This window comes from Ochrobactrum sp. BTU2, from assembly GCF_024539785.1.
Lineage (GTDB): Bacteria > Pseudomonadota > Alphaproteobacteria > Rhizobiales > Rhizobiaceae > Brucella > Brucella anthropi.
In genome coordinates this window covers 426,638-441,175 of sequence record NZ_JAHWRG010000003.1, presented here as the reverse complement: position 1 = coordinate 441,175, position 14,538 = coordinate 426,638, and the positions used below count along the sequence as shown (strand labels likewise).

Genomic DNA, 14,538 nt, shown 5'->3' with positions numbered 1-14,538 from the left:
ATCCTAAGGAAATAACACCATATTTCTCATGAGGCGTAATTTATATATTATAAATTACTGATACTTAAAGTAAATTACAGGAATTGATTTTAACATAAATCAGGTTATACGTTTCAAATAAGCCATTATGAGATTCTCATGGATGAGAATTATTCAATGAATTTCCAAGCAGGCGTCAAATGTTTGGAAATTATAAACAAAATTATTAATCGTCAAGAATTATATTAATACAGAAATTATTAATATAATTATTTTCGGAGAAATTAATATGCATTCCCGTCTGAATTCATCCATTGCGAGTAATATTATAAGTCGGGATGTATTGAGATTAACTTCTGGAATCAGCGCAATAAGTATTCCATTGCTTTTTGGTGTTTTGTTTTCTACCCATGTTAACGCCACGGACTATACAGCACCTGTAACCACCAGCCTTCAAAACGGTGATACTGTCACGATTGTCGGTAATGGCAATGAGGTGAGGGCGCTGTCGAGTGCAAATGGAACAACGCTGACGCTGCCGGGAAATAACACCATAACTGCAACTGGCCCCGCAGCCGCCGGGCTTTATGCCACCGGAAGCGGTTCGGTAATCAATGCTACGGGGGTTGTTGTAATCACCACTGGTTCCAGCAATTCATTCGGCGTTGGTGCCGTCAGTGGTGGGGTCATCAATCTTTATGGCGCGCGAATTTCGACCTCGGGGACGGGAAGCCATGCACTGAAGATCGGTAGTGCTGGAAGTAATGTTACGACCGACAAGAATACGAAAATTTCAGCTTCCGGTGCCAGCGCCTACGCGATTCAGGTCTATTCCGGTGCAGTGAAACAATACGATAAGACATTACCTGCCAATGCTCTGGCAGGAGAGATCAGCGCAACCGGGACCGACGGCGCGGCATTTCAGGTAACTGGGACCGGCTCAAGGCTTATTTTTAAAGATATTGATTTCGCCAACGACACGAAAATCACGCTTGGCAACTCGTCATGGACAGGAATTGTCGCATCAAACGGGTTCATGCAGTTTCAAGGTAATAGCAGCGCCTCCAATTCAAGGTTCCTTGTCGGCACGGGAACAATAGGTTTCGCTGGGAATTCCACTGCACAAGGCAGCCAGTTCACGTTGAACGGTTCGAGCTCTATTCTGGATCTGCGGAGTTATACGGGGACGTCGGATTTTAATGTTGCCAGCATTGACGGGGCTACTGGCGCACGCATTCTGATAGGCAGCAACACATTTGTGGTTGACGGAAGTACGTCAAGCACTTTCTCCGGTACCATCGATGGCACCGGGCGCCTGGTGCGCGGTGGAAGCGGCACTCTTACACTTTCCGGCACCAACACATATTCCGGCGGAACTTTTTTCAACTCCGGAGCCATTGCGGTCAGCAAGGATGCCAGCCTCGGCGCATCAACTGGAGGGCTCAACTTCAATGGCGGTACGCTTCAACTGACCGACAGTTTCGTATCGGCGCGTTCTGTCACACTGGGTGCTCAGGGAGGTACGGTTCAAACGGCGGCAAACGAGATTAACGAGCTCTCGGGCGGTATTGTCGGATCAGGCAAGCTCATAAAGACGGGTGCCGGTACGCTGGTTTTGTCGGGTTCCAATACCTATAGCGGCGGCACCGTGATCAATGGCGGCACTGTATCGATCAGTGCCGATAAAAACCTAGGCGATGCCACCGGCACGTTGGCCATGAATAACAACGCCACGCTTCTGCTGGTTGATAGTTTCGACAATAGCCGGGCGGTTACGCTGGGCAGCGGTGGAGGCACGGTTCAGACCGTCATGGGCAAAAGCAACGCTTTTGCTGGCGCAATCGACGGCTCAGGCCCGCTGACAAAATCGGGCGATGGCACGCTGACGCTTTCGGGCACCAATACTTATAGCGGCGGGACCTTTATCAATGGCGGTGTTGTTTCGGTTGGCGCGGATAGCAATCTTGGGGCTTCGAGCGGCACGCTTTCGTTCGACGGCGGCACGCTGCACCTGACGGGCAGTTTCAACAACAGCCGTGCGGTGACGCTTGGCGCCGGAGGCGGTACGATCCAGACAAGCCTGCTTCACAGCAATGAGTTTTCGGGGACGATCGGCGGTACAGGCAAGCTGACGAAGAACGGCGCGGGTACGCTGACGCTTGCAGGCGACAACAGCTATACGGGCGGCACGGTTGTCAATGCCGGTGTTTTGTCGGTCAGCGCCGATAAAAACCTTGGTGATTTGTCGGGCGGAGTGCAGCTCAATAGCGGCACGCTGCGGCTGACGGGCGATGTTACGAGCGATCGGGTGGTTGCGTTTGATGCGGCGGGTGGAACTATTGATGCGGCGGCTGGTACCAACAGCACATTCTCCGGGCTGATTGATGGACTTGGCTCATTGACCAAGACTGGCGCAGGCACACTGGTACTGTCTGGGAGTAATGATTATCTGGGCGGGACCGTTGTTGAAGCCGGCACACTGTCAATCAGTTCGAATGACAATCTCGGCGATGCAGCAAGTAACTTGACCTTCAATGGCGGTACGCTTCGAGTTGCAGATTCTATCACGACTGACCGCAATGTTGTTCTCAACGCAAATGGCGGTACGATCGAAACCACTGCAGGTACAAGCACCTCTTTCACGCAAGGCATTACCGGCACAGGCAAACTGAACAAGGATGGTGACGGCACCCTGATCCTTACAGGCAACAATGTCTATGCCGGTGGAACCCACGTCTCGAAAGGTGTTCTTCAGATAGGGGCAGGCAGTACGGTTGGACAGATCGGCGGCAATGCCCAGGTTGATGCGGACGCTGCTCTCGCTTTCGATCGATCCGATGATATTATATTTGCCGACGTTATCAGTGGGGAGGGCGCCCTCCGTCATGATGGCTCAGGAAAACTGACGCTTACCGGCGAAAACAGCTTTACTGGCGGGACCACGATTTCGGCAGGCACGCTGCAGATCGGCAATGGCAGCACCACCGGCAGCATTGCCGGCAATGTGGACAATAACGGCACGCTGGCGTTCAATCGCAGCAACACGCTTGACTTCTCCGGTGTCATCAGCGGCACGGGACTTGTTCAGCAGAATGGTGCGGGCAGCCTGACACTGAGTGGCGACAGCAGCGCTTTCGGCGGTAGCACCTCCGTTGCAGCGGGCACGCTTCTTGTTGACGGTTCGCTTGGCGGAACTGTGAGTGTCGCCAGCGGTGCCAGCCTCGGCGGCGGCGGAACCATCGGCGGCAATACGACGGTTGCCGACGGCGCAACATTGGCGGGCAGTGGGGCGCAGACGCTGACATTTGATAAGAACCTCAGCCTTGGTGCTGCTTCAGTGGTTTCTGTCAGCTATGGCACTAGCGCCGGTTCATCGCCTTTCCTTGTGAAAGGCGATCTCGCCCTTGGAGGCGTGATCAATGTCACTGACTTCGGTCACAATGGCCCCGGCATCTATCGCGTGTTCAGCTATGCGAATAATCTGACTGGCACGATTGGATTAGGCAGCCTGCCAACCAATATAACCGATCCGTCTACTGTTACTCTCCAGACCACGGATGATGCAGTCAATCTGATCAACACCGTTGGTCTGGTTCTCAATTTCTGGGATGGACAGGCTGCAGGCCATTCTTTGAATGGTCAAGCCAACGGCGGTAGCGGCACCTGGAACAAACAGAACAACAACTGGACGGGCCTGCCGGATTTCCAGTTGAATGGTCCATGGTCGACAGGCGAGTTCGCCATCTTCCAGGGCGCGAGCGGCATCGTTACAATCGACAACAGCGCCGGAACCATTTCAGCAGCGGGTATGCAGTTTACAACCGGTGGCTATGAAATCACAGGCGACGACCTCACATTGGCATCGACTGCGGCCAATGCCGGCGATACGCCGATAATCCATGTTGGCGATGGCTCCATTAATGACGACACCGAAGTGGTGACGATTTCGACGCGAATTCTTAGTACAGAAGGTATTGATAAAACGGGCTTGGGTACGTTGGTGCTCACCGCAGACAATAACTATACGGGCGGTACATTTGTCACGGGTGGCATCTTGCAGCTTGGCGACGGAACATCTGGCGGTAAGGGCGGGGTTGAAGGTGAGATCAATCTTGGCTCTACAGCTGCTTCCGCAGGTACGCTTGCAATCAACCGTGCTGGCTCTGTTACAATTGACAATACCATTACCGGCTCTGGTCATGTTGTCATCGACAGTCCTGGCGAGATCGAGTTCAATCAGACGAATTCTTATCTGGCTGGTACTTTTATCAAGAATGGCGTTTTGATTGTCTCCAGTGACGACAATCTCGGGGACACCAACAGTGATGTGCAGATTGAAGGCGGATCGACACTGCGTTTCAAGTCTGCTTTCAGCAGCAGCCATAACTATGTGTTGGGAACAGGTGGCGGTTCGATTGAAACAACGGGCACCAACATCAACAAGATCCTGACTGCCGTTACGGGCGTAGGCTCTCTAACCAAGACCGGCACCGGCACGTTGGTTTTTTCGGGTGATAATGATTATGTTGGTGTCACGACGATTTCGGATGGCACTTTGCAGATTGGAGATGGCGGCGGCACGGGCAGTGTTGTCGGCGATATCACCAACAATGCGCGTCTGGCCTTCAACCGCAACAATGCTTACGCTTATAACGGTTTGATTTCCGGTACGGGCTCTGTTGTGCAGGCGGGGACCGGTACTACGACGCTGACAGGCCAGAACACCTATGCGGGTGGCACGGTTGTGTCTGCGGGCGTCCTTCAAGTGTCCAGTGACAAAAATCTCGGTGCAAGTTCGGGCAACCTGACCATTGACGGCGGTACTTTTGCCAACACGGCTGCTTTGACCAGTGCACGCGCTGTCAATGTCACTGCAAATGGCGGGTCGATCCGCACGGATGCCACTTTGACCCTGACCGGAGCCTTTGATGGTTCGCCGGCTTCAGACTGGCACAAGACCGGTACCGGCCTTCTGGTGTTTGACAGCAGTGCGACCGGTGACGTTGGCGCTGGAGCCAATGTCGACGCTGGCAAGATCGTTGTTGAGGGCAGCCTCGATGGAAGCTTCGCTGTAAACAGCGGTGCGACGCTTGAGATCAGTGGCACGCAAGGGGGCGATGTCAATGTGAACGCCGGTGGCACATTGATGGGGTCCGGTCAGGTCGGCCAGAATGTCGTGGTCGCGGACAATGGCAATTTGCAAGGCAAATATGGCCAGACGCTTCAGATTGGCGGCAATCTTGCTCTTGATGCCAACAGCCAGGTCAATGTCACACTCGGCATGCCGAGCCAGACCGCCCTTTACGATGTGCAGGGCAATGTCACTCTGGCCGGGTCGCTGAACATCACGGACGGCGGCGGCTTCGGTCCGGGCCTTTATCGTCTCATCGACTATCAGGGCAACCTGACGGACAATGGGATGACCATTGGCACGGCTCCGGGAGGTGATCCCACACGGATGTGGATCGATACGGATGAGGCGAACAAGCAGGTCAATCTGATGAGCAGCTACGGGGTCAGGCTGAACGTCTGGGATGGCGGCAATGGTGCCTGGAACCTTGTGTCCGATCATTCCAATGATGTCTGGACGGATAATGCAGACAATATCAAGGGTCCTTATGATCAGGGGTCGTTCGCCGTGTTTCGGGGTACGCCGGGTACGGTGACGATCAGCAATGCCGCAGGCAATGTGACGGCATCCGGTCTTAATTTTGCAACCGATGGCTATGTTTTGGCGGGCGATGCGCTCGATCTCGACAATACCGACCAGCCGATTATCAACGTCGGTGACGCCACCGATGCAAGCAAATCGATGACGGCAACTATCGCGGCGACGCTGACGGGCAGCAAGGGCATCAACAAGACCAACTACGGCACCTTGGTTCTGACGGGTGCGAACAGTTATAGCGGCGGGACGACGGTGACAGGTGGTGTCCTGCAGATCGGTGACGGTGGCAATACGGGCAGCATCAAGGGTGACGTTGCGGTTTCGAGCGGCGCCTATGGTGACGGCACGCTGGCCTTCAACCGGAGCGACGATACGGAGTTTGACGGCAACATCACCGGTGACGGCAAGGGTGGTGTGGTCCAGAAAGGCGCAGGCACAACGACGTTTACCGGCGACAACACCTTCTCGGGCGGTCTGACGGTTGAGAATGGCGGGGTCAAGGCAGGTGTCGCTGGCCATGCCTTCGGCACGGGCACCTTGAAGGTCAAGGCGGGTGCAACGGCCGATCTCGGCGGCTTCGACACGACGGTCGGCGGTCTTGCGGCCTTCGACGCGAGCGGTACGACGGGCGATGGCGATATTGCACTTGGATCGGGCAAGCTGACGGTCGAACAAAGCTTCGACAGCAAGTTCTCCGGTGTAATCTCTGGTGCTGGCGATTTGACCAAAAGTGGCACTGGTACCCTGACCCTCAATACGGCCGGCACCTATACCGGTGCGACCAATGTCGATGGCGGCACGCTGAAGCAGGGCGCAGCTGGTGTCTTCAACAATGCATCGTCGGGCTACACTGTCGGTACAGACGGGACGCTCGATCTTGGCGGTTTCGATACCACGCTGGCCGCGCTGTCGAATGGCGGTCTCATCACGATGGGAACACAGCAGACGGCAGGTACGACACTGAGCGTGACCGGCAACTATACCGGCACCGGTGGCACGGTCGTCATCAATACGGTGCTCGGCGACGACAGTTCCAAAACCGATCGCCTGAAGGTGGGTGGTGACACATCCGGCACGACCAATCTGAAGGTCAACAATCGCGGCGGACTGGGGGCACAGACTGTCAACGGCATCGAAGTGGTCGAGGTTGCCGGTCAGTCGAACGGAACCTTCTCGCTTGTCAGCGACTACACCACCAAGGACGGTCAGAAGGCGGTTGTGGGCGGTGCCTATGCCTATACGCTGCAACAGGGGGCGGGCAGCGGCAACAAGGACGGCAACTGGTATCTGACCAGCCAGACGACACAGGAACCGCCGGCCCCCGATTGCCAGCAGACCAATACCTGCCCGGTCGATCCGGACAACCCGCGCTATAGTGCCGGTGTTCCGGTCTATCAGGGCTATGCGCAGAACATGCAGGTGCTCAACAAACTGCCCACGCTGCAGGAACGTGTCGGCAATCGCTATCTGACGAGCGGGAACGACAACGACGCGAGCAATACAGGCAGCAGCACTGTCGACAGCCGCGGGATCTGGGCGCGCATCGAGGGCGCGCATAACCGGCTTGAGCCGCACAGCGCGACCGGCATGAAGCAGGATATCAACAGCTTCATCATGCAGACCGGTGTCGACGGGCAGTTCTATGAGGATGCCAACGGGAAGCTGATTGCCGGGATCACCGGGCAATATGGTACGGCGCATGGCAATTCCAGCTCGTTCTTCGGTGACGGTTATACCGACACCAGCGCCTGGAGCCTTGGCGCGACCGCAACCTGGTATGGCAATGACGGCTTCTATGTCGATACGCAGGGCCAGCTGACATGGTTCGACAATGATCTCAACTCCGATACGGCTAATAGCGGGCTGGCCGATGGCGCAAAGGCCTTCGGCTATGCGCTGAGTGCCGAGGTGGGGCAGCGGATTGCGCTCGACGAACATTGGTCGCTGACGCCACAGGCGCAGCTGATGTGGTCGTCACTCGATGCGGATGCGTTCCACGACATCTGGGGCAACCGCGTGCACATGCAGGATGGCGACAGCCTGACGGCACGCATTGGTCTTGCCGCCAACTATCAGGACAGCTGGCAGGGGGATGACGGCCGCATGGTCAACACATCGGTCTATGGCATCGCCAATGTCTATCAGGAGTTCCTCGGCGGCACCCGCATCAATGTGGCCGGTGTCAACGTCGATACCGACAATGACAAAACCTGGGCCGGCATCGGCGCCGGCGGCACCTATGCTTGGGCCGACAGCAAATATGCAATCTACGGCCAGGGCTCCATCAACACCTCCCTCAACCACTCAACCGACAGCTATGCCGTCAAGGGGAATGCTGGCTTCATCGTCAGGTGGTAACCAACAAGCCACAACCAAAAATCGCCGCAATACAAGGCTCGCGCCTCCAAAGGACCTGCGCGAGCCTGCTTTCCTAACGCTAAAAGAAGGGCGGATGTGCGCATACATTCTTGTCAGCCATGTATTACAGCGGCCGCCGTCCGCTAGCTTTGATTTAACCAGTACTAAGTCTAGTTATCCTGCCCTGTCATCGCGCTGATAAATCGTGAGAACAGCTCTCCCTGCGAATTGATGTGAAGTTTACCGTATATATTGCGTCGATGGATGCGCACGGTTCCACATGATATTCCTAAAGCATGTGCGGTCGCTTCGGCTGAATAGCCTTTCAGAATATACTCTGTTACCTCCACCTCACGGGTGGTTAAAATCTGACGTCCCAGATTGCGAAAAGCATGCTGGATGATTTTTGAAAGATTGTCTGTTTCCGGTTGCTGAGAGGTTTGGGTGAATTGCTTCGACAAGTCCGCCCAATTGTGCCGTCCTACTGCACCAATGAATGGCACCAGTTCCCCCAGCTTGCGAAATTCATGCGCAGAAAACGGCTTTGAAGTTCGCATGGCAGAAATTACAATGCAGATATTTGGTTCAACATTGAACATGAACCCGATTTCTTCGGCCAGTTCCGTTTGGACATAGTAGTTACGGAAATACTCTCCCTGATAAAAACGGTCGGGTGCCATATCCCGCAATCGTACGAGGCGGGGATCACCGGGCCGGGATGATTGCAGGTAAAATGGATCGAGGAGATAAGGTCCTTCCTGATAGTCCTCGACCATAACCTTGTGTTTCCATACGGGGAATTCTGAATGCAGAGCGATGGGGCGCCGGTTGCCACAATAGGCGAAGGTCACCGTATGCTCGAAAGGCACCACGCTGCGGATCGCTTCGATCAGCGTTGCTGGAAAATGTGGCTGGTGTAACGCATCAATGACCCGTGCAGACGTCTGCGCCCAGTTCATTCGGAATCTCCGTCTCTATGCCTTTTGTGATATATACACATATCGACTAGTTTTATATGTTTTTCTCAAAATAAGGGATATGCCGCTTTAGGCAAAGCTCTCTAGGGGAATATATTTTGATGGTATACGCTACCGAGGCTTCTGTTGGTCGAAGCAGCGACACTGTTGCGGAATTTGTCGGCACCACGAAACGCTATGGTGCCGTACTTGCAGCCAGTCAGCTGAACCTGCGAATCCGGCGAGGGGAGTTTCTTTCCTTTCTCGGACCATCGGGCTGCGGCAAGACGACAGCACTGAGGATGTTAGCCGGATTCGAGCAGCCAAGCGAAGGCGAAATATTGATCGACGGGTCAGAGGTGGGGACGACACCGGCCTACAAGCGCCCCGTCAATATGGTATTTCAAAGCTACGCTCTCTTCCCGCACATGACCGTAGCCCAGAATGTGGCTTATGGATTGAGGCAGCGTCGACCGCGATTGGCAAAGGCCGAAATCGCGCTTCGCGTCGCAAAAGCATTGGAAACCGTTCGCCTTGCTGATTTCGGCGGGCGGCGGATCTGGGAGATGTCGGGTGGCCAGCAACAGCGCGTGGCACTTGCCCGTGCGATCGTGAACGAGCCAAAGATATTGCTGCTCGATGAACCCATGGCCGCACTCGACGCCAAGCTTCGGACCGAGATGCAGCTTGAACTTTTGTCGCTACAACGCGAGCTGGGCATCACTTTCGTTCTCGTCACTCATGATCAGCAGGAAGCATTGTCGATGTCCGACCGCATCTGCATCATGGGGCATGGTCGTATCGCTCAGATAGGGACGCCGCGCGAACTCTATGACCGTCCTGCCAATCGCTATGTTGCCAACTTTGTTGGGCGCGCCAACATTCTCGCCGGGAAGGTCGAACATACCGACGGTGACGATGTGGCGGTGAGCCTGGCTTCGGGCCACAAGGTGGTAGTTGAGACAGCTTTTGCTGTGGCGCCCGGCGATGTTGTCGACGTCATGATCCGACCTGAAGCGCTGCGCCTGACTATCTCCCCAACGGAGGGGGAGCAGACGATTGAAGTACAGGTTGCCAACAAGATTTTCCTCGGCGAGCACATCGAATTCCTGCTGACGCACCCGGTTCTGGGCCAATTGCAGGTTCTGGTTCCGAGGCAGGCGGAAAGAGCATTGCCGGGCGTCGAAGTGGGCTCGAGCGCGCATCTTGTCTGGGATCGTGGAGCAGGACTGATCCTTGAGCGTGGCGAATGAGTTTTGCGAGTTTGGCGTCTGGCTGGCATCCGTGAGGACAAACCTCAAGCGCCAAATTCGATCTGCTGACAATAAACGGGAGGGATGAAATGACGAAGAACGACAAGCCGGTTTCCCGGCAGACTTTCATGGAAGAACTGCGCCGTTACCAGAAAGGTTCGGTTACACGCCGCCATTTTTTGGGCGTGACCGGATTGGGTGCCGCAACGGCGGTCCTGGCGGGCGCAATACCGGGACTTTTGCCAACACGTTCCTGGGCAGGCGACATTGGTGACCGGGTTTCGATCGCAACATGGCCAAATTATCAGGACCCCGACAATTTGGCGGCCTTCCAGAAAGCGACTGGCGCAGCGGTGCAAGTGAATGTTTTCGGTTCAAACGAGGAAATGTTCGCCAAGCTGCAGGCCGGTGGAGCAGGCTGGGATATTGTGGTCGCTACGAACTACGCTATCAGCACCTATGCCGACAGCAAGATGATAGAGCCACTCGATCTGACAAAAATACCCAACTACAACGCCGAGTCCTTCGAGGCGCGTTTCGCAACGCCCGGCACTGTCGACGGCAAGCTCTACGGTATCCCAAAACTATGGGGCACAACGGGTATGGCCTGGGACAGCAACAAGGCGAAGACACCTTTCACCAGCTGGAAGGATTTTTTCGACCGGACCAAAACCGACTTTTCAGGTCGCACAATTATCCACGACTATCAGCTGACCGCTATCGGAAATGCCCTGAAATATTACGGCTATTCGTTCAATTCCGTCGATCCGAAGGAATTGGCCGATGCAGAGAAACTGCTGATCGAGGTGAAGCCGCATCTCTTTGCCATCACCTCCGACTATCAGCCCTCCATGCGTAACGGCGATGCCTGGCTGACGATGTGCTGGACCGGAGATGCGAAACAGATGAATCGCGATCTGCCGGAAATCCAATACACGCTCGGAAAGGAAGGCGGCGAAATCTGGTCCGATTTCTATACCATTCCCACAAGCGCGCCCAATCGTGAAGGCGCTTACGCATTGCTGAACTTCCTGCTCGATCCTTCGGTCAATGCGCGCGAGGAACTCTTCCATGGTTATCCGGTGCCCGACGCACGCGTCGAAGCTCTGGTGCCGGAGGAAATGCGCAATGATCCTATCCTTCATCCGGCGGCGGAACTTCTGTCGACACTGGAGTTCGGGGCGGCGGTCACGTTGACCGATCCAAACCGGGCAGAACTTATTGCCCGCTTCAAATCGGCATAACGGACGGACACAATGGCACTGTCTCAGCGAAAAATGCGCTGGCTCCTGCTGGGGCCGGCGGGCCTGTGGTACGCTGCGCTCCTTGTACTGCCGCTGGCGGTCGTCCTCGTCTATTCCTTCGGGGAGCGCGGGGCAGCTGGCGGTTACGAGCCGGCTTTCACCCTTGCGCAGTACGCCAATCTGGGAAGTCGCTGGGCCGCATTCCGCAACACATTGACGCTGGCGCCCATCGGCACCATCGCGGCGCTGCTGATCGCTTATCCGCTGGCCTATTATCTTGCATTGCGGGTCGGCAAGCAGTGGCGAACATTGCTGCTTGTGTTGGTGATTGTGCCATTCTGGACTTCGATCCTGATCCGCTCCTATGCGTGGATCTTTCTTCTTGGCGGGCGGGGAATTCCCCAATTGCTGTCGGCGTTCGGGCTCGGTGAGTTCCGCCTGATCAATACGCCTTTCGCCGTTCTGGTGGGCATCGTCTACGGTTATCTGCCGCTGATGTTCTTCCCGATCTATGTGAGTCTCGAAAAACTCGACCGACGGCTGTTGGAAGCGGCAGACGATCTTGGGACGCCACCCTGGCGGCGTTTCCTGCAGATTACCCTGCCCCTGTCGCTCCCCGGCGTGGCAACCGGCTCGATGCTCGTCTTCATTCTGCTCATGGGTGAATATCTCATCCCGCAGATGCTGGGTGGAGGCAACGTTTTCTTCGTCGGAAATGCGCTGGTCGACCTTTTCCTGCAATCGCGTAACTGGGCGTTCGGCTCCGCCGTGTCGATAACGCTGGTGGCGATCATGTTGCTTGTCGTCTCCCTTTACATGCGTTTCCTGCGCTTGATGGGGACAGCGCGCGACGATGTCAGTTTGATGTGAGGAAACCATGCGCATTTATGCTTTTGCAGTTTATCTGTTCCTCTATCTTCCTATCGGGATTATCGCGCTGTTCAGCTTTTCTGCGGGCCGATCGGCGAGCCAGCTTCAGGGTTTCTCGACGCAATGGTATTCCAAGGCACTCGACAACCCATTCGTTATCGATGCTCTCAAGACTTCGGCATCAGTCGCGTTGACATCGGCGTTCCTGTCTTGCCTGCTTGGCACGATGGCTGCGATTGCATTGACGGGCCTGAAAGGAAAATTGCGCGTTCTCTTTGATGCCCTCATCTATATTGCAGTGATGATCCCAGGCATTGTCATCGGCATTGCAACGCTGATCGCGTTGGTGACCGTATTCAACACCGTTAATCCCTGGCTTCAGGCGGTGACGGGTTTGAAGCTCTCTTTGGGGTATGGCTCGCTCATAGCGGCGCATGTGCTGTTCACCATGTCTCTCGTTATCATTCTGGTGCGTGCCCGTATCGACGGCATGGATCGTTCTTTGCTGGAAGCTTCCTTCGATCTCGGTGCAGGGCCAATCGGCACCTTCCGGCAAGTAACCCTGCCAATGCTGATGCCTGCGATAATGGCCGGATTCCTGCTCAGTTTCACCTTCAGTTTCGATGATTTCATCATCGCTTTCTTTGTTGCCGGGCCAGAAACGACCCTTCCGATCTACATCTTTTCGTCAATCCGTCGCGGAGTGACGCCGGAGATCAATGCCATCGGCACGATGGTAATGGTGTTCTCTCTGCTGCTGCTTGTCTTCGCACAAATCATTCTCCGGCGCGGGAAACCGGCAGGTCATTAGATGCCAAAAGCATTTCAAGCGCCTGCCTTCCTCCTGTTCTCCGCGATCATTCTAGGGAAAAAATCATGAAATCTTGTCTTGAGGGCCGGGTTGCCCTTGTCACTGGCGCCGGATCAGGTATCGGCCGCGCAGGCGCGATTGCCATGGCGGCAGAAGGCGCAACCGTTGTAGTTACGGATCTTCGCGCGGAACTTGCTGAAGCGACTGCGCAGGCGATCAGAGATGCCGGAGGGCAGGCGGAGAGCGCAGTGCTCGATGCCCGTGATGACGCCGCCATCACAGAAACAGTTTCCGGCGTTGCCGCTCGTTACGGACGACTTGATGTTGTGCATTCGCATGTCGGCATCCAGATTGCAGGCAAACTGGAGGATGTGACGCCTGCCCAGATGGATCTGGCGTGGGCGTTGAATGTGCGGTCGCATTTTGTTGTGGCGCAGGCCGCGCTTGCGCCAATGCGGGCGCAGGGCGGGGGATCGGTGATTATTACTGCCTCCAATTCCGGATGCCAGTATGATCGCGGCATGATTTCCTATGCCACCACCAAGCATGCAGCGGTGGCGATGGTACGGCAGATGGCGGCTGACTATGCGCGGGAGAACATCCGGTTCAATGCGCTTTGTCCGGGATTTGTCGATACGCCTTTCAATGCTGGCTTTGAACAGCAGATGGGTGGTCGAGAGGCTCTCGAAAACTACGTCGCCGAAACAATACCGATGGGGCGCTGGGCATCGCCAGAGGAAATTGCAGCCGGTATAGTATACCTCGCCTCGCCGCAGTCGGCTTTCGTGACTGGTCTCGCGCTGGTCATCGACGGGGGCGAAGTTCTTTAGAACGATGGGCGGGCCGTGCTTGGTGTGCTATGTGACATACCCATAAAAGAGTATGTGATTTGACGGATTTCGAATGGTCAATGCTTGAACCACTTATTCCGACCGAAGTGCGCGATAAGGAGCGTATTGATAATCAGCTCCTCATCGATCCGCGTTCATCAACATGGGACCAAAGATCCGAAAAAGCGAAAGATCAAGTTGCATGGGTCGCTCGCTGATTTCATAAGAGACAGATTGCAGTGCGTGACAAGAGCTTTCCTTGCGGGGGTATCTTTAAGCCAAGCAAGATTGCCCTCGTGTTTGATCGATTTGGAAGGCGGCGCCACATTAAGTTGCGCGCAAGCTTGGGTGGTATGTGAGGAGAGATGAAGCAACAGGTACGGCAATAAGGGTGAAACAGACTGCAAAGCGAAAGATGAAGCCGAAACTGGCAAAGCAGCGGGCGTCAGTGTCCCGACCTCATGTTAGTCCAACAACGCGGCATCAAGATTCGGTTGTGCGGATCATAGCATTCGATTCAACTAACCGACAGAACCGCTCGCTTACCGGTATCCCTGATATCACGGCAA

Annotated in this window: 8 protein-coding genes; 7 read left to right on the top strand and 1 reads right to left on the bottom strand. The window is 55.3% G+C overall.

Annotated elements, in window-relative coordinates; genetic code table 11:
* The first annotated feature begins 361 nt into the window (after positions 1-361).
* Positions 362-8,005: an autotransporter-associated beta strand repeat-containing protein gene (locus KWJ32_RS11025; protein ID WP_256885978.1), complete on the top strand. Its 7,644-nt coding sequence runs from the start codon at positions 362-364 to the stop codon at positions 8,003-8,005.
* 170 nt (positions 8,006-8,175) lie between these two features.
* On the opposite strand, the gene KWJ32_RS11020 is transcribed toward KWJ32_RS11025, so the two are convergent.
* Positions 8,176-8,964: a LuxR family transcriptional regulator gene (locus tag KWJ32_RS11020; RefSeq protein WP_011983130.1), complete on the bottom strand. Its 789-nt coding sequence runs from the start codon at positions 8,962-8,964 to the stop codon at positions 8,176-8,178.
* Between the two features lie 119 nt (positions 8,965-9,083).
* Here KWJ32_RS11020 and KWJ32_RS11015 point away from each other — a divergent pair, with 119 nt between their 5' ends.
* The 6 genes from KWJ32_RS11015 to KWJ32_RS10990 all read left to right on the top strand — a co-directional run bounded on the left by KWJ32_RS11015 (position 9,084) and on the right by KWJ32_RS10990 (position 14,187).
* A complete protein-coding gene (locus KWJ32_RS11015; protein WP_011983129.1) occupies positions 9,084-10,214 on the top strand; it encodes an ABC transporter ATP-binding protein in 1,131 nt (376 codons plus the stop codon).
* 89 nt (positions 10,215-10,303) lie between these two features.
* Positions 10,304-11,458 carry a spermidine/putrescine ABC transporter substrate-binding protein gene (locus KWJ32_RS11010; RefSeq protein WP_011983128.1) on the top strand — a complete coding sequence of 385 codons (1,155 nt, stop codon included), beginning with the start codon at positions 10,304-10,306 and terminating at the stop codon, positions 11,456-11,458.
* Positions 11,459-11,470: 12 nt separating this feature from the next.
* The gene (locus KWJ32_RS11005) at positions 11,471-12,328 is read left to right on the top strand and encodes an ABC transporter permease (protein WP_011983127.1); all 858 of its coding nucleotides are present in this window, start codon (positions 11,471-11,473) and stop codon (positions 12,326-12,328) included.
* A gap of 7 nt (positions 12,329-12,335) precedes the next feature.
* Positions 12,336-13,139, top strand: coding sequence for an ABC transporter permease (locus KWJ32_RS11000; RefSeq protein WP_011983126.1), 804 nt, complete (start codon positions 12,336-12,338; stop codon positions 13,137-13,139).
* 65 nt (positions 13,140-13,204) lie between these two features.
* On the top strand, positions 13,205-13,969 hold the full coding sequence (locus KWJ32_RS10995; protein WP_011983125.1) for an SDR family NAD(P)-dependent oxidoreductase: 765 nt from the start codon (positions 13,205-13,207) through the stop codon (positions 13,967-13,969).
* A 59-nt stretch (positions 13,970-14,028) separates the two neighbouring features.
* Positions 14,029-14,187, top strand: a complete 159-nt coding sequence (locus tag KWJ32_RS10990) for a hypothetical protein (RefSeq protein WP_172488815.1) — start codon at positions 14,029-14,031, stop codon at positions 14,185-14,187.
* Positions 14,188-14,538 lie beyond the last annotated feature (351 nt).